Consider the following 19,310-nt stretch of genomic DNA (forward strand, 5'->3'; position numbering starts at 1 on the left):
AGCGCGACGCCGCACATGCTGCCAAGGTACCGGCGCTGGGACCAACGCGAATCGCCGTGCTCAAGTGATGTCGTTCACGATGCGGTCCGCCCGGGTGTAGATGTTCATCGACTCGCCCCGCAGGAAGCCGACCAGCGTCATGCCCTGCTCCTCGGCCAGATCGGCGGCCAGCGACGAGGGGGCCGAGACCGCGCACAGCGCGGGCACCCCGGCCATCGCCGCCTTCTGCACCAGCTCGAAGGATGCCCGGCCGGACACCATGAGCACACATCCCGATAGTGGGATTCGCCGGTCCAGCAGCGCCCAGCCCAGCACCTTGTCCACCGCGTTGTGCCGACCGACGTCCTCGCGCACCACCAGCGCGCGGCCGGTGTCGTCGAACAGGCCGGCTGCGTGCAGCCCGCCGGTGGAGTCGAACACGCGTTGCGCGTCGCGCAGCAGGTCGGGCAGTCGCGCGACCGTTCCGGCGGTGAGCTGAACCGGGTCGTTCTCCGGCGGGTGATCGGTGCGCAGGCGCACCGAGTCCAACGCGGCCTTGCCGCACACCCCGCACGACGACGTGGTGTAGAAGTTGCGCTCCACCGAGGTGTCCGGCGGGGCGACGCCCGGCGCCAACATGACGTCGAGCACGTTGTAGGTGTTGCGCCCGTCGGGGCCCGGGCTGTCGCAGTAGCGGGCCGTGGCCACCTGGTCGCGGTCGGCGACGACGCCTTCGGTGAGCAGGAATCCGTGCGCCAGCTCGACATCGTGGCCCGGTGTGCGCATGGTGACCGACAGCGCGCGGCCGTTGACCCGGATCTCCATCGGTTCCTCGGCCGCCAGCGAATCCGGGCGGGTGCGGGAACCGGCGGCGGCGATCCGGACGACCGGGCGCCGCACCGTCACGCGTCCCATCAACGGCCTCCTCCCCGTCGCGGTTCCGGTTCCGGCGGGATGGAAATCGGCTCTCGTGCCGCCGGGTAGGTACACAGTATGCTCAGCCGACCTTTGGAACCCACCCTTGGAGGGTGCAGTGGTGTCGGGCCTGCTCACTCCGGCGCGGACGGTGGCGCCGCCGGACTGGAACCGGTGGCTGGTGCCTCCCGCGGCGCTGGCGGTGCACCTGTCGATCGGCCAGGTTTACGCGTGGAGCGTGTTCAAACCGGCCCTGGAGGACGCGCTGGGGCTGTCCGGAACGCTCAGCGCCCTGCCGTTCCAGCTGGCGATCGTCATGCTCGGACTCTCCGCGGCCACCGGTGGCACGGTCGTCGAACGGCGCGGTCCGCGCTGGGCGATGGCGGTGTCCACCAGCTGCTTCTCCGCGGGATTCCTGGTATCGGCGCTGGGAGTAGCGCTCGGACAGTACTGGCTGGTCGTGCTCGGGTACGGCGTCATCGGTGGTGTCGGGCTCGGGATCGGTTACATCTCACCGGTTTCCACGCTGATCAAGTGGTTCCCGGACCGCCCGGGCATGGCGGCGGGTATCGCGATCATGGGTTTCGGCGGCGGTGCGCTGATCGCCTCGCCGTGGTCGGAGCAGATGCTCACCTCGTTCGGCTCGGACAACTCCGGTATCGCGCTGTCCTTCCTGGTGCACGGCGTGGTGTACGCGGTGTTCATGTCGCTGGGCGTGCTGCTGATCCGGGTGCCCCCGGCCGACTGGCGGCCGCCGGGTGCGGCGCCGGAGGCCACCGGTGCGCAGCAGGGGATCCGGGTCTCGGCCCGCACTGCGCTGCGCACGCCGCAGTTCTGGCTGCTGTGGATCGTGCTGTGCTGCAACGTGACCGCGGGTATCGGCATCCTGGAGAAGGCCGCGCCGATGATCGTGGACTTCTTCGCCGGAACCGCGACGCCGGTGGCGGCGAGTTCGGCGGCCGGGTTCGTCGCGCTGCTGTCGCTGACCAACATGCTCGGCCGGTTCGTGTGGTCGTCGGTCTCGGACGTGGTGGGGCGCAAGAACATCTACCGGCTCTACCTGGGCGGCGGGATCCTGCTGTACCTGGGCATCCTGCTGGTCGGGGACTCCGGGATCCTGCTGTTCGCGGTGTGCGCGACGCTGATCCTGTCCTTCTACGGCGCGGGGTTCTCCACCATCCCGGCGTACCTCAAGGACCTGTTCGGCAGTTTCCAGGTCGGTGCCATCCACGGGCGGCTGCTCACCGCCTGGTCGGTGGCCGGGGTCGCCGGCCCGCTGATCGTGAACGCCTTCGCCGATGCCGGCACGGCCGCGGGCGAGACCGGGCCCGCGCTGTACGCGACCTCGCTGTCGGTGATGATCGGGTTGCTGGCGGTCGGTTTCGTCGCCAATGAGCTGGTGCGCCCGGTGCATTCCCGGCACCACGAACCGCTGGACGCAGGAGGTGCCCGGTGAACCGGACCGCGCTACTGGTGTTCGCCTGGGTGTGGGTGGGCGTGCCGTTCGCCTACGGCGTGTACGAACTCGCCCTCAAGGTCACCCAGCTCTTCCAGTCCTGAGTGGACGCCGGTCCCGGTGTGCGTCGGGACCGCAAACATCGCCAGGAGGCAGACTTCCGTGGACCCGTATCGATTCCTGGAGGGTCCCGGGTGGGCGATCTGGCCTCCACTGTGGACGAGAAGCTCGGCAAGGGGTTCACCGACGGGCAGAACGTGGTCCGCAGCGCCTTCTCCGCTGACCTCGGGCATCTCGCCCCCGGGCCGGGCGACGCGATTCCCGCGGTGAAGGAAGGTTTGCAGGAGACGAACAAGGCGTTCGTCCAGGACGACGAGCAGAAGCCGTTCGACGAACAGGACCGCTCATGAGCCGCGGAACCGGCGCACCGGACGGGCTCGGGCCCGGCTACACCGCGCGGGCCCGTCGTGCGCGGCTGCGGCGACCCGGCCGGAACGTCCTGGTTCGTCGTGGGGCGGGAGTGCCATGGCCGGTGACGAGGTGCGCATCCCTGCGGAATCCGCGGCGGTCGCGGGCAACCTGCCCGCGGCCTGCGCGGCGCACGGCCGGCCCGCGGTGCGGTCGGCGGACTTCGCGGTGCAGTCCCGCGCGCAGGTGCAGGGGAGCCGGGTGTTGAACGCCAACGTGCTCGGCATGGCCGCGCGGGCGGGTGAGCGCGCCCGGCAGGTGCAGGTCACCCGGGTGCGCGGCTGGCCGCTGTGCCGCAGCTGCGCAAGGCGGCGATCAGCGCTGCTCGGGCTCGCGCTGCTGCTGCTGGGCGGCGGGCTGGTCTCGATCGCCGTGGCGCTGCTGATCCGGGTGAGCACCGGCGAGCAGTCCGCGGTGCTGGGTGTGCCGCTGCTCGGCGGGTTCGCCGCCGTCCTCGCCGCGGTGCTCCCGTTCAGCTGGGGGTCGCTGCCGCGGATCAGCCGGGCGCGGACCTCCGCCGACGGCCGGTTCGTGCTCGTCGCGGATCCGCACCCGGCCTTCGCCGCGCAGGTCCGATCCTGAGGGTCAGGCCGGTTCGAAGCGCACCTGAATCGCCTTGGACACCGGGGTGTTCGACTTCTCGGCGACCGAGTCCAGCGCCACCAGCGGGTTGGCCTCCGGGTAGTAGGCCGCGGCGCAGCCGCGCGCTGTCGGGAACGCCACCAGGCGGAACCGCTTGGCCCGGCGCTCCTGCAGGTCCCCCTCGGCCGTCGTCCACTCCGAGACGACGTCCACCGGATCGCCGTCGGTGAACCCGAGCGCGCTGATGTCCTCGGCGTTGACCAGCACCACGCGCCGCGCGTCCTCGATGCCGCGGTAGCGGTCGGAGAGCCCGTAGATCGTGGTGTTGTACTGGTCGTGGCTGCGCAGCGTCTGCAGCAGCAGCCTGCCTTCCGGGACCCGCAGTGGTTCGGCGCTGTTCACGGTGAAGTTCGCCTTGCCGGTGGCGGTGGGGAAGGTGCGGCTGTCCCGCGGCGGGTGCGGCAGCACGAACCCGTCCGGCTCGCGCACGCGGGCGTTGTAGTCCGCGCAGCCGGGAACCACGTGGGCGATGTGCTCGCGGATCGCGTCGTAGTCGCGCTCGAAGGACGCCCAGCGGACCGGGTGCTCGTCGCCGAGCAGCTCGCGGCCCAGCCGGGACACGATCGCCACCTCGGAGATCAGCTCGTCCGAGGCGGGGGCCAGCCTGCCGCGCGAGGCGTGCACCACCGACATCGAGTCCTCGACGGTCACGAACTGCTCGCCGCTGTCCTGCACATCGCGCTCGGTGCGCCCCAGCGTGGGCAGGATCAGCGCGGTGCGCCCCGGGACCACGTGCGAGCGGTTGAGCTTGGTGGACACCTGCACCGTGAGCTCGCAGTCCTGCAACGCCTGCGCGGTCGCCTCGGTGTCCGGAGTGGCGGAGACGAAATTGCCGCCCATGCCGAGGAAAACTCGAACACCGCCGGACCGCATCGCGCGGATCGCGTCCACTGTGTCCAGACCGTGCTCGCGGGGAGCGGAGATGCCGAACTCCGCATCCAGCGCGGCCAGGAACGACTCCGGCATCTTCTCCCAGACGCCCATCGTGCGGTCGCCCTGCACGTTGGAGTGGCCGCGCACCGGGCACACACCGGCACCCGGTTTGCCGATCATCCCGCGCAGCAGCAGCGTGTTCACGACCTCGCGGATCGTGGCGACACCGTGCTTGTGCTGGGTCAGCCCCATCGCCCAGCAGGCCACGGTGCGCTCCGAACCGGCCAGCATCTCGGCGATGCGCTCGATCTGCGCCCGCTCCAGGCCGGTCTGCTCGGTGACCTCGTCCCAGTCGATCTCGCCCAGCGAGGCGGTGAACTCGTCGTAGCCGTGGCAGTACTCGTCGATGAACTCGCGGTCCAGCGCGCCGGACCGGTGCAGCAGCGCGTTCAGCGCGCGGAACAGCGCCAGGTCACCGCCGATGCGGATCTGCGCGAACTCGTCGGCCAGCTCGGTGCCATTGCCGACCACACCACGTGCGTTCTGCGGGTTCTTGAACCGCATCAGCCCGGTCTCCGGCAGCGGGTTGACCGCGATGATCTTCCCGCCGCGCTGCTTGACCTTCTCCAGCGAGGACAGCATCCGCGGGTGGTTGGTCCCCGGGTTCTGCCCGACGACCAGCACGAGATCGGCGTGCTCCACATCGGACAGCGACACCGATCCCTTGCCGATGCCGATCGTCTCGGTCAGCGCGGAACCGGACGACTCGTGGCACATGTTCGAGCAGTCCGGCAGGTTGTTGGTGCCGTAGCTGCGCACCAGCAGCTGGTACAGGAACGCGGCTTCGTTGCTGGTGCGCCCGGAGGTGTAGAAGGCGGCCTCGTCCGCCGACTCCAGCGCGCGCAGTTGTTCGGCGATCACCCGGAACGCCTCGGCCCACTCCACCGGCCGGTAGTGCGCATCGCCCTCCCGCTTGATCACCGGGTGGGTGAGCCTGCCCTGCTGGCCCAGCCAGTAGTCGGTGCGGTCGGCGAGCTCGGCGACGCTGTGCCGGGCGAAGAACTCCGGGTCCACCCGGCGGGTGGTGGCTTCCTCGGCCACCGCCTTCGCACCGTTCTCGCAGAACTCGGCCATCTTGCGCTTGTCGCCGTCGGCCTCTTGCGGGTCGGGCCACGCGCAGCCCGGGCAGTCGAAGCCGGACCGCTGGTTGAGCAGCGGCAGCGTCCGGATCGTGCGGGACGTGCCCATCTGCTCCCAGCTGCGCTGCAGCGAGACCAGCACGCCCTTGACGCCGGCCGCGGCCCGACCGGGCTCGCCGACCCGCAGCTGGTCCTCGTCGATGTCGGATTCCGGGGCTTTGCGCGACATGTGCTGCATCATGCCCCGGCGGAGCCGCCGCTGACCAGCCGCCGGGACAGTGCCACATGCCGCGCGGGCCGATCGGCACGTGGCGTGCCCGACCGATCGCGCCCCGTCCGGGGCCCGCGCGGGGTGCGGCGAAGTCCCCGCTCAACCGGCCGCGGCGGCACTCGTAGAATCCGGTGCGTGACACAGACCCATGCCGCTCAGCACCGTGAACTCCCGTCGACCTGGAACCCGGCCGACGTAGAGGCCGAGCTGTACCAGCGCTGGGTGGACGCCGGGTACTTCACCGCCGACGCCAACAGCGGCAAGCCGCCGTTCTCGATCGTCATCCCGCCGCCGAACGTCACCGGCAGCCTGCACATCGGCCACGCCTACGAGCACACGCTGATGGACCTGCTCACCCGCCGCCGCCGGATGCAGGGCTACGAGGCGCTGTGGCTGCCGGGCATGGACCACGCCAGCATCGCGGTGCAGGCGTTGGTGGAGAACCAGTTGCGCGACGAGGGCGTGGCCGACCACCGCGAGCTGGGCCGCGAGCAGTTCCTGGCCCGCGCCTGGGAGTGGAAGAACACGCACGGCGGCGCGATCCTGGACCAGATGCGCCGCCTCGGCGACGGCGTCGACTGGACCCGCGAGCGGTTCACCATGGACGACGGCCTGTCCCGCGCGGTGCAGACGATCTTCAAGCAGCTCTACGACGACGGGCTGATCTACCGGGCGGAACGCCTGGTCAACTGGTCGCCGCAGATGCGCTCGGCGATCTCGGACATCGAGGTCGAGCACCGCGAGGTCGACGGCGAGCTGGTCACCATGCGCTACGGCAGCGGGGACGGCTCCATCGTGGTGGCCACCACCCGGGTCGAGACGATGCTCGGTGATACCGCGATCGCGGTGCACCCGGACGACGAGCGCTACCGGCACCTGGTCGGCACCTCGGTCGAACTGCCGCTGACCGGCCGGTCGATCCCGGTCGTGGCCGACGAGCACGTGGATCCGGAGTTCGGCAGCGGTGCGGTCAAGGTCACCCCGGCGCACGACCCGAACGACTTCGAGATCGGCAAGCGGCACGACCTGCCGATGCTCACCGTCATGGACGAGCAGGGCCGCATCGACGGCACCCGGACCCGGTTCGACGGCATGGACCGCTTCGAGGCTCGGGCCGCGGTGCGCGAGGCGCTGCGCGAGGAGGGGCGCATCCTGGAGGAGAAGCGCCCCTACCGGCACAGCGTCGGGCACAGCTCGCGGTCCAAGGAGCCGATCGAACCGCGGCTGTCGCTGCAGTGGTTCGTCAAGGTGGGGCCGCTGGCGCAGGCCGCGGGCGACGCGGTGCGCGACGGCCGGGTGCAGGTCCACCCGCCGGAGATGGACAAGCGCTATTTCGACTGGGTCGACAACCTGCACGACTGGGCCATCTCGCGGCAGCTGTGGTGGGGCCACCGGATCCCGATCTGGTACGGCCCGAACGGCGAGGTCGTGTGCCTGGGGCCGGACGACGAGCCGCCGACCGGGGAGGGCTGGCGGCAGGACGAGGACGTCCTGGACACCTGGTTCTCCTCCGCGCTGTGGCCGTTCTCCACGATGGGCTGGCCGGACGAGACCGCCGATCTGAGCAAGTTCTACCCGACCAGCGTGCTGGTGACCGGCTACGACATCCTCTTCTTCTGGGTCGCCCGGATGATGATGTTCGGGCTGTACGCCATGCGCGACCGCGCTCCGGAGGACGCGGTCCCGTTCCGGACCATCGCGCTGCACGGCATGGTCCGCGACGGGTTCGGCAAGAAGATGTCCAAGTCCGCGGGCAACACGGTCGACCCGCTGGAGTGGATGGACAACTACGGCACGGATGCGCTTCGCTTCACGCTGGCGCGCGGGGCCAACCCGGGCACCGACGCGCCGATCAGCGAGGAGTGGGTGGCCGGTTCGCGCAGCTTCTGCACGAAGCTGTTCAACGCCACCAAGTTCGCGCTGATGAACGGTGCGCGGGTGCCGGAGGTGCTGCCCGCGCGGGCGGAGCTCACCGACGCCGACCGGTGGATCCTGGACCGCGCCGACCGGCTGGTGACCGAGGTCGACGAGCTGCTGGAGGACTTCCAGTTCGCCAAGGCGACCGAGGCGCTCTACCACTTCACCTGGGACGAGTTCTGCGACTGGTACGTGGAGCTGTCCAAGGTGCAGCTCGACGAGGGCGGCGAAGGGGCCGAGCGCACCCGGGAGGTCCTCGGCCACGTGCTGGACGTGCTGCTGCGCCTGCTGCACCCGATCGTCCCGTTCATCACCGAGACGCTGTGGACGGCGTTGACCGGCCGCGAATCGGTCGTCATCGCCGACTGGCCGGTCCCGTCCGGTGCGCAGCCGGACGAGGCCGCCGCCGACCGGATCGCCGCAGTGCGCAAGCTGGTCACCGAGATCCGCCGGTTCCGCTCCGACCAGGGACTCAAGCCCGGTCAGCGGGTCGCTGCCCGGCTCGACGGGCTGGATGGGCCGGGGCTGACCGGCCACCTGGGTGCGGTCCGCTCGCTGGCCAAGCTCAACGCGCCAGGCGAGGAGTTCACCTCCTCGGCGTCCCTGGAGGTCGGGCTGACCGGCGGCACCGCCACCGTCGGCCTGGACCTGTCCGGCGCGGTCGACGTGGCCGCGGAGCGCAAGCGGTTGGAGAAGGACCTGGCCGCGGCGCGCAAGGAGTTGGACGGCACGGAGAAGAAGCTGAACAACCCCTCGTTCACCGACAAGGCCCCGGCCGAGGTCGTGGACAAGATCAAGGCCCGGCGGGAGACCGCGCACAGCGACATCGCCCGGATCGAATCCCGCCTGGCAGCACTGCCGTCGGCCTGATCGCGGCCCGGGGTGCCCGTCCGGATGCGGGCGGGCACCCCGGGCGCGGATCGCCGGCCGGGTCAGCGGTTCGGGGCCTGCCGGAACGAGAAGCTCTCCACCGCCCAGCGGTCCTGCGTGCGCTTGAGCTCGATGCGGTCGGTCAACCCGATCCCGCTGAGCAGGTCGTCCTCGGCGCCGGGCGAGGACAGCACGACCTCGGCGCGCGGGCCGTTGTCCGAGAGCACGACGCGATCCACCTGCACGGCCTCGAATTCGCGCATCTCCCCGTCGCTCATGTCCCCGGCGATGCCGGCCAGGGCCACCGTGCAGTCGCCCTCGCCGCTGTCCACGGCTCGGTCCTGGCGCGCAGCGTTCGTGAGCAACTTGCACGCGGTGTCGCCGTCCTCGGCGCGCACCGCCTCCAGGAAGGATGCCGCGGCGTCCCGGGCCCCTTCCTCGCCTTCGGCCGCGCCGGGCGTGGTGCAGGCCGCCGCTGCCAGCAGTACCGCAGGTAGCACGGTGATCACGGCGAGCTGACGCATGATCGTTCCCCACCTCTCGCAAGATCGCTGCGCGTGCTCGGCATTCTGCCGCGGGACGGCCTCGTCCGGTTCCGCTGCTCGGGCCACGTAAACTGTGACCAGCAAGTCCGTCGGGGCGAAGAGGTGAGCACGTGTCCGCGATCGATCCGGGTGAGCTGCGCGAACTCCGCGCGGTGGAGGCCGAGCTCAACGAGCGGTGGCCGGAGACCAAGATCGAGCCCTCGCTTGACCGGATCAAGGCGCTGACCGAACTGCTCGCCGATCCGCAGCGCAGTTACCCCGTCGTGCACATCGCGGGGACCAACGGCAAGTCGTCCACCTCGCGGATGACCGACGCCCTGTTCACCCGGCTCGGCCTGCGCACCGGGCGCTACACCAGCCCGCACCTGCAGCTGGCCACCGAGCGGATCAGCATCGACGGCGCGCCGATCAGCCCGCACGGCTACGTCGAGGCGTTCCGCGACGTGGCCCCGTACGTGCGGCTGGTGGATGAGCGCAGCGATGTGCCGATGAGCAAGTTCGAAGTGCTCACCGGGATGGCGTTCGCCGCGTTCGCCGACGCCCCGGTCGAGGTGGCGGTGCTGGAGGTCGGTCTCGGCGGGAGCTGGGACGCCACCAACGTCGCCGACGGCGCCGTCTCGGTGGTCTGCCCGGTGGCGCTGGACCACGCCGAGTACCTGGGCGAGGACCTGGCCACGATCGCCGGCGAGAAGGCGGGCGTCATCAAGCCCGGCTCCATCGCCGTGGTCGCCGGGCAGCAGCCCGAGGCCGAGCAGGTGATCATGAACCGAGTCGCCGAGGTGGACGCGACGGTGGCCCGCGAAGGGCACGAGTTCGGCGTGCTGTCCCGCACGGTGGCCGTGGGCGGGCAGATGCTGAAGCTGCAGGGCCTGGGCGGTGTCTACGACGAGGTCTTCCTGCCCGCGCACGGCGAGCACCAGGCGCGCAACGCGGCGGTGGCGCTGGCGGCGGTCGAGGCGTTCTTCGGCGCCGGGGCCGACCGCCAGCTGGATGCGGAAGCGGTGCGCGAGGGGTTCGCCTCGGTGCTCACCCCCGGGCGGCTGGAGCGGGTCCGCGCCGCACCGGCGGTGCTGGTGGACGCCGCGCACAACCCGCACGGGGCGCGGGCGTTGGCCGAGGCGGTCAACTCCGAGTTCTCCTTCCGCAAGCTGGTCGGCGTGGTCGCCGTGCTCGGCGAGAAGGACGCGCGCGGCATCCTCGGCGCACTCGAACCGGTCGCGGAGGAAGTGGTGGTGACGACCAACTCGTCGCCGCGCGCGATGGATCCCGACGAACTGGCCGGGATCGCCAAGGACATCTTCGGCGCCGACCGCATCGTCGTGGAACCGCGGCTGGACAACGCGGTGGAGACCGCGATCCAGCTGGCCGAGGAGACCTCGGATCCGGCCGAGTCCGTCTCCGGCGGCGGGGTCGTGATCACCGGCTCCGTGGTGACCGCGGGCGAGGGGCGCGCCCTGTTCGGCAAGGAGCCCGCATGACCGCACCGGGCGGCGAACTCCCCTCCGACGAGCAGGGGCTCCCGCAAGCCCCGGACGGGGTGCGCGATCCGTGGAAGGGCCTGCGCGGCGTGATGGCCGGGACCCTGGTCATGGAGTTCATCGTGTTCCTGCTCGCGCTGCCGGTCGTCTGGCAGCTCGGCGGGGGCGTGAGCAGCGCCGGGTTCGCGCTGGTGATCGCGCTGTCCGTGCTGATGCTGGTCGCCGCGTTCGTCCAGCGCCGCCCGTGGGGGCTGTGGTTCGCCCTGGCGTTGCAGGCGGGCGTGGTGCTGTGCTGGCTGGTGCATCCCGGCATCGGGATCATGGGCATCGTCTTCGCGCTGATCTGGGTCTACATCCTGCGCCTGCGCCGGGACGTGGCCGCGCGGATGCGCGGGGGCCAGCTGTACGACCAGCTCGGCCACCCGCCCGGATATCCGCCGGAGCGCACCACCTGAGCTCGGGTCACCCGGGCATGTCCACGACCGCGCGGCCGATGGTCTCGCCCGCGCGCAGCGCGTCGTAAGCGTCCTGCACCTGCGCGAACGGGTAACGGCGGGTGATCGCGTCCTGCGGCCGCAGCAGGCCTCGCCCGACCAGGTCCAGCAGCACCGGCATGTCCCGCCGCGGTTTCGCGCCGTAGGAACCGGTGATCTGCAGCTTGCGCCGCGCGATGGTGGCCAGGTCGAACTCCGCGCTCGTGCCGCGCGGGGCGATGCCCACGACCACGACGCGCCCGCCCTCGACGACCGAGTCCCGGGCGATCCCGAAGGTCGGCACCGAGCCCAGCGCCTCGAACGCGACGTCCACCCCGCGCCCGCCGGTGATCTCGCGGACCGCCTCGGCCGCGTCGGTCTCGGCGGAATTGATCACGTGCGTGGCCCCGAGCCCGCGGGCGGCGTCGAGCTTGTCCTGCTCGATGTCCACCGCGATGATCGTCGCGGCGCCGAACAGCGCGGCGAGCTGGATCAGCGCCGACCCCACCCCGCCCGCGGCCACGACGGCCACGGTGTCGCCGACCTGCACCTGGCCCGCGTGGCGCAGCGCTCCGTAGGCGGTCATGGTCGAGCAGCCGACCGAGGCCACATCGGCCAGTTCGACGCCGTCCGGCACGCGGTAGACCGAGGTGGCGGGTGTGACGCAGCGCTGTGCGAGCCCGCCCATCGAGTACATCCAGACCGGCTCGCCGTTCGGGCGGAACAGCCGGGTCTCGTCGTCGTAGAGGCGTCCGCGGCCGCGGTTGTAGGTGAAGAACTCCTGGCAGATCTCCTCGTTGCCGCGGGTGCACTGCGCGCACCGCCCGCAGGGCATGATGAAGCTGGTGACCACGCGGTCCCCGGGCGCGATCCCGGTCACGCCCGCACCGACCTCGCCGACCACCCCGGCGACCTCGTGCCCCAGCACGGCCGGTGCGGGGAACGGGAGTTCGCCCTTGAGCACGTGCAAATCCGTGTGGCAGGCGCCGCAGGAGTGCACCTCGATGGCGACCTCGCCGGCGCGGGGCTGCGGATCGGCCAGCTCCTCGATCCGCATCGGTTCGTTCGGGGCGGTGTGCAAGGCGGCACGCATCCGGGCCTCCGGTTCAGACCGTCCAGTCGGTATGACGCGAAGCTATCGCGCAGCTCAGCACCGCACCAGGGCCCTCACCCGGCCCGAACCGTGCACGGGCCCGCGCTCGCCGCGCTCACCTGCACCGATACCCTGACGGGCAAATCCGGCGCGGCCGTTGACGGGTGCCGCGCTCAGGCGACGAAGGAGACAACACCGTGAGTGAGCGCACCCTGGTCCTGGTCAAGCCCGACGGCGTCGAGCGGGGCCTGGTCGGCGAGGTCCTGTCCCGCATCGAGCGCAAGGGCCTGAAGCTGGCCGCGCTGGAGCTGAAGAACGTCGACGACGAGCTCGCCGGCCAGCACTACGCCGAGCACGCCGACAAGCCGTTCTTCGGTTCGCTGGTCGAGTTCATCACCTCCGGCTCCGTGGTGGCCGCGATCGTCGAGGGGGAGAACGCGGTGGCCGCGTTCCGCCAGATCGCCGGCGGTACGCACCCGGTCGAGAAGGCCGCCCCGGGCAGCATCCGCGGGGACTACGGCCTGGAGGTCCAGTACAACCTGGTGCACGGGTCGGACTCGGCGGAATCGGCCGAGCGCGAGATCAAGCTCTGGTTCCCGGACCGCTGAGCCCGGTCCCACCGGGACCGTATGCCTGATCGATTCCGGTGGGCGGGTCGGCAGGAGACCTGCCGACCCGAGCCCTACCCTTGAGGACGTGCGTGTGGAGTCCGTTTTCGACCGGTTGGAACCGCTGCTGCCGCAGGTCTCCAAACCCGTGCAATACGTGGGCGGCGAGCAGAACGCGACGATCAAGGCCTGGGAGTCGGCCGCCGTCCGGTGGTGCCTGATGTACCCGGACGCCTACGAGGTCGGGCTGCCCAACCAGGGTGTGCAGATCCTCTACGAGGTGCTCAACGAGCAGCCGGACGTGCTGGCCGAGCGCACCTACGCGGTGTGGCCGGACCTCGAAGAGCTCATGCGCGAGCACGGCGTCCCGCAGTTCACCGTGGACGACCACCGGCCGGTGGGCGCCTTCGACGTGCTGGGCGTGAGCTTCGCGACCGAGCTCGGCTACACCAACCTGCTCACCGCGCTGGACCTGGCCGGGATACCGCTGCACGCGGTCGACCGCACGGACGAGCACCCCGTGGTGCTCGGCGGCGGGCACGCGGCGTTCAACCCGGAGCCGGTCGCCGACTTCCTGGACGCGGTGGTGCTCGGCGACGGCGAGGAGGCCGTCCTGGAGGCCACCGCCGTGCTGCGCGCGTGGAAGCAGGAGGGGTGCCCGGGCGGGCGCACCGAACTGCTGCTGCGGCTCGCCGAGGGTGGCGGGGTGTACGTCCCGCAGTTCTACGACGTGCGCTACCGCCCGGACGGCGGCATCGACGAGGTCGTGCCGAACCGGTCGCGCGTGCCGCACCGCGTGTTCAAGCGCACGACGATGGAGCTGGACGACTGGCCCTACCCGAAGCAGCCGCTCGTTCCGCTGGCGGAGAGCGTGCACGAGCGGATGAGCGTGGAGATCTTCCGCGGCTGTACTCGGGGCTGCCGGTTCTGCCAGGCCGGGATGATCACCCGCCCGGTGCGCGAGCGGTCCGCGCAGGGCATCGGGGACATGGTGCAGCAGGGGCTGGAGTCCACCGGCTTCGAGGAGGTCGGGCTGCTGTCGCTGAGCTCGGCCGACCACTCGGAGATCGGCGACATCACCAAGGGGCTGGCCGACCGCTACGAGGGCACCAACACCGGGCTGTCCCTGCCGTCCACCCGGGTGGACGCGTTCAACATCGACCTGGCCAACGAGCTGTCCCGCAACGGCCGCCGGTCCGGGCTGACCTTCGCCCCGGAGGGCGGTAGCGAGCGGATCCGCCGGGTGATCAACAAGATGGTCTCCGAGGAAGACTTGATCCGCACGGTCTCGGCCGCGTTCGCCAACGGCTGGCGCCAGGTCAAGCTCTACTTCATGTGCGGACTGCCGACCGAGGAGGACGACGACGTCCTGCAGATCGCCGAGATGGCCAAGCGGGTCATCCGCACCGGCCGGGAAGCCTCCGGCCGCAAGGACATCCGGTGCACGATCTCCATCGGCGGGTTCGTCCCGAAACCGCACACCCCGTTCCAGTGGGCGGCGCAGACCGACCCGGCGACGGTGGACGAGCGGCTGCGCAAGCTGCGCCAGGAGATCAACTCGGACCGCAGGATCGGGCGCAACATCGGCGTGCGCTACCACGACGGCAAGCCGTCCATGATCGAGGGGTTCCTGTCCCGCGGCGATCGGCGGCTCGGTCCGGTGATCGAGCGGGTGTGGCGCGAGGGCGGCCGGTTCGACGGCTGGAACGAGCACTTCTCCTACGACCGCTGGGTCTCCTGCGCGGCCGCGGAGCTGGCGCCGTTCGGCGTGGATCTGGATTGGTTCACCACCCGCGAACGGGAGCAGGACGAGGTCCTGCCGTGGGACCACCTGGATTCCGGGCTGGACAAGCAGTGGCTGTGGGACGACTGGCAGGACGCCCTGCAGGCCCGCGAGCAGGACGACTGCCGCTGGACGCCCTGCTTCGACTGCGGTGTGTGCCCGACGATGGGTACCGACATCGAGGTGGGGCCGACGGACCGCAAGCTGTTGCCGATCAGTCCGGTGGCCACGGGTTCTCCGGTGCGCAACCCCGCTTTCGAGCAGGGCTGAGGCGCATCGCGGGCGGACGCGCCCGGCTCGCACGACCCACGCCGCAGAGGGACGGAACGGCGGTGTGGTCTCGACCGGCGCGGTACCGTCCGAATCGGCGACACGAGAGTGTTGCCACATCGCCGTTGTGCAAGCAAGCATCGTCAGGGGGGACCGGCAGGCGGTCCGGATGGCGATCATTGTCGGGAGGGCATCCTGAGTCGGCACGATCAACCGAACCCCTCGGCACCGCCGGTGCAGAAGGTGCGGCTGCGCTACGCCAAGCACGGCAAGCTGCGGTTCACCTCGCATCGCGACGTCGCCCGCGCGTTCGAGCGGGCGCTGCGGCGGGCCGGGGTACCCATGGCGCATTCCCAGGGGTTCAGCCCACATCCCAAGGTTTCCTGGGCGGGAGCGGTACCCACGGGCGTGGCCAGCGAGTCCGAGTACGTCGAGGTGCAGCTCACCGAGGAGGTCTCCGCGGAGCTGCTCACGTCCGAGATCAACGCGGTGCTGCCCGCGGGGATGGAGATACGCGATGCGGTTGTGGCCGGACCGGGGGCGTTGGCCGACCGCCTGCAGGCGAGCCGTTGGCGCACCGACCTGCCCGGGGTCGGTGCGGCCGAGCTGCGCGCCGCCGTCGACCGGCTGATGGCCGAGGAATCGGTCCTGGTGGAGCGCACGACCAAGGACGGCAGACGGGCCATCGACGCCCGGGCGGCACTCGTCAGTGCCGAGGTGTTCGAGAGCGACCATCCGGTTGCGGACAGTGACCGGAACGTCTCGCCGACCGCCCGAGTGGACGATTGGCCGACGGCGCGCGGACCGTATGGGATACTTGTAACGGTCGTACGGCAGACAACACCCGTCGTGCGGCCCGACGACGTACTGAGCGCCCTGCGCGCCGTCGCCGGTCTGGCACCGACGGCCGCCGCGAGCGCGACCCGGCTGGAGCAGGGCCCGCTTGGCGACGGGGGAGGCATAGCCGACCCGTTGGCCCAGGACTCATGCGCTGACCGGTCTCCGGCGGGAGAGCCCGCGGCACGGTGACAGGCGGCGCAGGCGTCGTCGACCTCGCCGCGTGCGTTCCCGGCTGGAGAGCTCGGGGTGGGGGGGACCACAAGAATTGCCGCCGTCCGCGGACGGCGGAGGTGAAAAGGAACGCACATGCCTCTGTGCGGCCGCGTCCGGTGGGACGCGCCCGGGGGCGGAGGAGCTGGATGTTGAACATGGACACACCCGCTGGGAACGCCAGCGGGCAATCAGCCACATCTGACCAGGGGCGGGACACGATCGAACTGCCCGCCAAGCTGCGGGTGCACGCGTTGGCCAAAATGCTCGGCTCCAGCAGCCGAGAGGTCATCAAGGCCCTGGACGCGCTCGGTGAAGCCGTGCGCAGCGCGCAGTCGAACATAACCCGCGATGTCGCGGTGCGCGTGGTGCAGGAGATGCATCCGGAGCTGCTCGCGGACGACGGCGAGGACGACGCGAGCGGGCAGGGTGCGAGCGCCGACGACCGGTCGAGCGGGCAGACCGCCCCGGCCGAGACCGAACAGCCACCGGACGAGCCGTCCGCGGCCGCCGACCAGCATTCCGAGGTGCAGGCGCCGGCCTTCACCGCGCCGGAGGCGATGTTCCTCGCTCCGGAACCGGTCCGGTCGCAGGGACGGCCGGCTGAGGCCGAATCCACCGTGACCGAGCAGGCCGAGCCGGAGTCGCAGCCCGCCGAGCGCGACGCCGGTGCGGACACCGGGACGCAGTCCGAGCAGGACAGCGTCGCTGAGGACGAGGAGACCGGCGAGGAAACCGGGGACGACGAGTCCGACCAGGGCGGTCGTCGCCGGCGTCGCCGCGGCCGCCGGGGCCGGGGCCGCGGCCGGGGTGCGGACGGCGAGCCGGGCGAGAACGACGAGGCCGACCAGGCCGAGGGCGGTGCCGAGACCGCTGCGACCGAGGAGGCGCAGCAGGAGAGCTCGGGTGAGCAGCCCGCGGGCGAGGAAACCGACTCCGGTGCCGAGCCCAGCCGCCGCCGTCGCCGCCGTCGCCGCCGCAAGGGCGGTGGGGACGACGACTCCGCGCCGTCCTCCGGCCGCGAGGACGACCCGCCGAACACTGTGGTGCACGTCCGCGAGTCGGCCCCCGAGGGCCGCCAGGACAGCAGCAGCGACGACGAGGTGCGCTCGGTCAAGGGTTCGACCCGGCTGGAGGCCAAGCGCCAGCGGCGCAGGGACGGCCGCGAAGCCGGACGGCGGCGGACGCCCGTGCTGTCCGAGTCGGAGTTCCTGGCCCGCCGGGAGTCGGTGGACCGCCGCATGGTCGTGCGGCAGAGCGGCGAGCAGACGCAGATCGCCGTGCTGGAGGACAACGTCCTCGTCGAGAACTTCGTGACCTCGTCCGGGAGCGGCTCGCTGGTCGGCAACGTCTACCTGGGCCGGGTGCAGAACGTGCTGCCCAGCATGGAGGCGGCCTTCGTCGACATCGGCCGCGGGCGCAACGCGGTGCTCTACGCCGGGGAGGTCGACTGGAGCGCAGCCGGTCTGGCGGGCAAGTCCCGCCGGATCGAGCAGGCCCTGCAGACCGGGGACAGCGTGCTGGTGCAGGTCACCAAGGACCCGGTGGGGCACAAGGGTGCCCGGCTGACCACGCAGATCAGCCTGCCCGGCCGTTTCCTGGTGTACGTGCCCGGCGGCAGCGCCACCGGGATCAGCCGCAAACTGCCGGACAACGAGCGCAAGCGGCTCAAGGACATCCTCAAGCGCATCGTGCCGGACAACTCCGGCGTGATCATCCGCACGGCTTCCGAGGGCACCAGCGAGGAGGCGCTGGACCGCGATGTCCAGCGGCTGCAGGCCCAGTGGGAGGTCATCAAGGAGAAGTCCGAGACGTCGAAGAAGCAGGCTCCGCAGCTGCTGTACGAAGAGCCGGACCTGCTGATCAAGGTCGTCCGCGACCTGTTCACCGAGGACTTCTCCGCGATGACGGTGCAGGGCGAGCAGGCCTGGGAGACGATCGAGGCGTACGTGCAGCACGTGGCTCCGGATCTCATGGAGCGGCTGCACAAGCACTCGGGCAAGAACGACGTGTTCACCGAGCAGCGGATCAACGAGCAGATCTCCAAGGCCCTGGACCGCAAGGTCTGGCTCCCGTCCGGCGGTTACCTGGTCATCGACCGCACCGAGGCGATGACCGTGATCGACGTGAACACCGGGAAGTTCACCGGGTCCGGCGGGAACCTGGAGGAGACCGTCACCCGGAACAACCTGGAGGCCGCGGAGGAGATCGTGCGCCAGCTCAGGCTGCGCGACGTCGGCGGCATCATCGTCATCGACTTCATCGACATGGTCCTGGAGTCGAACCGGGACCTGGTGCTGCGCCGGCTCACCGAGTGCCTGGGCCGGGACCGCACCCGGCACCAGGTCGCCGAGGTGACCTCGCTCGGCCTGGTGCAGATGACCCGCAAGCGGGTCGGCACCGGACTGCTGGAGGCCTACAGCAGCACCTGCGAACACTGCCGCGGACGCGGTCTGCTGGTGTCCACCGACCCGGTGGTGCACGGGCACAACCACGGCGGTGGCAACGGTGGCGGCAACGGCGGGTCCCGGCGCAACCGCCGCGGCAAGCAGCAGGACTCCGGGGACACCGAGCAGCGCGCCGACAAGCAGCAGGATTCCGGCAAGGGCGACTCCGGCAAGGGTGACGGCAAGCCGGGCAAGGGCGACAAGCAGGAGCGCAAGCAGGACTCCGGCGAGCAGGCCAAGGCCGACTCGGGCAAGCCCCAGGACTCGGGCAAGCCCCAGGACTCGGGCAAGCCCCAGGACTCGGGCAAGCCCCAGGACTCGGGCAAGGGCCAGGAGTCGGGCAAGTCGCAGGACTCGGGCAAGGATTCCGGCAAGCAGGAGGCCAAGGAGTCCGGCGGCAAGGGCAAGGGCGACAAGCGCAAGGGCGGCAAGCATGCCGAACCCAAGAGCGGGTCCAAGCCGGACGCCGAGGCTCCCGCCGAGCGGACCGAGCCGGCACCCGCGTCCGCCCCGGTTGCGCCCGCCGCGGAGTCCCCGGCCGCGGGAGCTGTCTCCACCGGAGCTCCGGCCGCGGAGACCGGGGCGTCGTCCCGGGCCGAGGCGCCGCGCGATGGTGCGGACAGCGCTGACGACGGTGGCAGCGCTGCCCGCGGTCGGCGCAAGGTCAGCAGGCCCGCAGGTAGCGCCGGGTCGACGGTGAAGCCGATGGTGGTCGCCAAGTCCGATGAGGACCGGACCGCCCAGGACAAGGCGACCGACGAGAAGGCCCGGGAGAGCACCGAACCCGCGGCTCCGGCGCCCGCGGTGACCGCGGTGCGGCGTTCCCGGCGCGCGGCGTCCCGCCCGGCAGGTGCGCCGCCGGAGAACGCCGCGGGGGAGAGCTCCGCGGACTGAGGCGGCGACCCGCCACCGAACCGAAACGACAGCGGCCGCCCCGTTCCCGCGGGGCGGCCGCTGCGTTGTGCGTCGTCGTTCGGATCGAGGCGGTACCGGTGACCGGGTGGTCCGCACCGGTGCCGGCGCGGACCACCCG

The 19,310-nt window shown here is 71.2% G+C and carries 15 protein-coding genes; 11 read left to right on the forward strand and 4 right to left on the reverse strand.

Going from position 1 to position 19,310, the window contains the following annotated elements:
- Positions 1-60: 60 nt before the first annotated feature.
- The gene (fdhD, locus tag IQ251_RS08560) at positions 61-894 is read right to left on the reverse strand and encodes a formate dehydrogenase accessory sulfurtransferase FdhD (RefSeq protein WP_193927952.1); all 834 of its coding nucleotides are present in this window, start codon (positions 892-894) and stop codon (positions 61-63) included.
- Between the two features lie 118 nt (positions 895-1,012).
- Between fdhD and IQ251_RS08565 the strand changes: the two genes are divergently transcribed.
- From IQ251_RS08565 to IQ251_RS08575, 4 genes are all read left to right on the forward strand, one after another.
- The gene (locus tag IQ251_RS08565) at positions 1,013-2,350 is read left to right on the forward strand and encodes an OFA family MFS transporter (RefSeq protein ID WP_370591300.1); all 1,338 of its coding nucleotides are present in this window, start codon (positions 1,013-1,015) and stop codon (positions 2,348-2,350) included.
- Entirely contained in the window at positions 2,347-2,454 is a 108-nt protein-coding gene (locus tag IQ251_RS20370) for an MFS transporter small subunit (protein WP_441007485.1), read from the forward strand. The genes IQ251_RS08565 and IQ251_RS20370 overlap by 4 nt, the downstream gene beginning before the upstream one ends.
- Before the next feature lie 90 nt (positions 2,455-2,544).
- Complete coding sequence (locus IQ251_RS08570) at positions 2,545-2,760, forward strand: hypothetical protein (RefSeq protein WP_193927953.1); 216 nt, start codon at positions 2,545-2,547, stop codon at positions 2,758-2,760.
- Positions 2,761-2,875: 115 nt separating this feature from the next.
- The gene (locus tag IQ251_RS08575; RefSeq protein ID WP_193927954.1) at positions 2,876-3,400 is read left to right on the forward strand and encodes a hypothetical protein; all 525 of its coding nucleotides are present in this window, start codon (positions 2,876-2,878) and stop codon (positions 3,398-3,400) included.
- 3 nt (positions 3,401-3,403) lie between these two features.
- Here IQ251_RS08575 and IQ251_RS08580 read toward each other — a convergent pair whose 3' ends face one another.
- Positions 3,404-5,701 carry an FdhF/YdeP family oxidoreductase gene (locus IQ251_RS08580; RefSeq protein WP_193927955.1) on the reverse strand — a complete coding sequence of 766 codons (2,298 nt, stop codon included), beginning with the start codon at positions 5,699-5,701 and terminating at the stop codon, positions 3,404-3,406.
- A 177-nt stretch (positions 5,702-5,878) separates the two neighbouring features.
- Between IQ251_RS08580 and IQ251_RS08585 the strand changes: the two genes are divergently transcribed.
- Positions 5,879-8,530, forward strand: coding sequence for a valine--tRNA ligase (locus IQ251_RS08585; RefSeq protein ID WP_193927956.1), 2,652 nt, complete (start codon positions 5,879-5,881; stop codon positions 8,528-8,530).
- Positions 8,531-8,592: 62 nt separating this feature from the next.
- Here IQ251_RS08585 and IQ251_RS08590 read toward each other — a convergent pair whose 3' ends face one another.
- Entirely contained in the window at positions 8,593-9,054 is a 462-nt protein-coding gene (locus tag IQ251_RS08590; protein ID WP_193927957.1) for a nuclear transport factor 2 family protein, read from the reverse strand.
- Between the two features lie 131 nt (positions 9,055-9,185).
- Here IQ251_RS08590 and folC point away from each other — a divergent pair, with 131 nt between their 5' ends.
- Positions 9,186-10,553, forward strand: a complete 1,368-nt coding sequence (gene folC / locus IQ251_RS08595; protein WP_193927958.1) for a bifunctional tetrahydrofolate synthase/dihydrofolate synthase — start codon at positions 9,186-9,188, stop codon at positions 10,551-10,553.
- Complete coding sequence (locus tag IQ251_RS08600) at positions 10,550-11,008, forward strand: DUF4233 domain-containing protein (protein ID WP_193927959.1); 459 nt, start codon at positions 10,550-10,552, stop codon at positions 11,006-11,008. The genes folC and IQ251_RS08600 overlap by 4 nt, the downstream gene beginning before the upstream one ends.
- Positions 11,009-11,015: 7 nt before the next feature.
- Here the strand turns inward: IQ251_RS08600 and IQ251_RS08605 are convergent, their stop codons facing one another.
- Positions 11,016-12,119, reverse strand: a complete 1,104-nt coding sequence (locus IQ251_RS08605) for a zinc-binding dehydrogenase (RefSeq protein ID WP_193927960.1) — start codon at positions 12,117-12,119, stop codon at positions 11,016-11,018.
- 197 nt (positions 12,120-12,316) lie between these two features.
- On the opposite strand from IQ251_RS08605, the gene ndk reads away from it, so the two are divergent.
- The 4 genes from ndk to IQ251_RS08625 all read left to right on the forward strand — a co-directional run bounded on the left by ndk (position 12,317) and on the right by IQ251_RS08625 (position 19,171).
- Positions 12,317-12,727, forward strand: coding sequence for a nucleoside-diphosphate kinase (gene ndk, locus IQ251_RS08610; protein WP_193927961.1), 411 nt, complete (start codon positions 12,317-12,319; stop codon positions 12,725-12,727).
- An 88-nt stretch (positions 12,728-12,815) separates the two neighbouring features.
- Positions 12,816-14,780 (forward strand): TIGR03960 family B12-binding radical SAM protein, encoded by a 1,965-nt coding sequence (locus IQ251_RS08615; protein WP_193927962.1) that lies wholly within the window; start codon positions 12,816-12,818, stop codon positions 14,778-14,780.
- 234 nt (positions 14,781-15,014) lie between these two features.
- Positions 15,015-15,809 carry a TIGR03936 family radical SAM-associated protein gene (locus tag IQ251_RS08620; RefSeq protein WP_193927963.1) on the forward strand — a complete coding sequence of 265 codons (795 nt, stop codon included), beginning with the start codon at positions 15,015-15,017 and terminating at the stop codon, positions 15,807-15,809.
- Positions 15,810-15,979: 170 nt separating this feature from the next.
- On the forward strand, positions 15,980-19,171 hold the full coding sequence (locus tag IQ251_RS08625) for a translation initiation factor IF-2 N-terminal domain-containing protein (RefSeq protein ID WP_193927964.1): 3,192 nt from the start codon (positions 15,980-15,982) through the stop codon (positions 19,169-19,171).
- Positions 19,172-19,310 lie beyond the last annotated feature (139 nt).

It is taken from the genome of Saccharopolyspora montiporae (genome assembly GCF_015209505.1).
Classification (GTDB): Bacteria; Actinomycetota; Actinomycetes; order Mycobacteriales; family Pseudonocardiaceae; genus Saccharopolyspora; species Saccharopolyspora montiporae.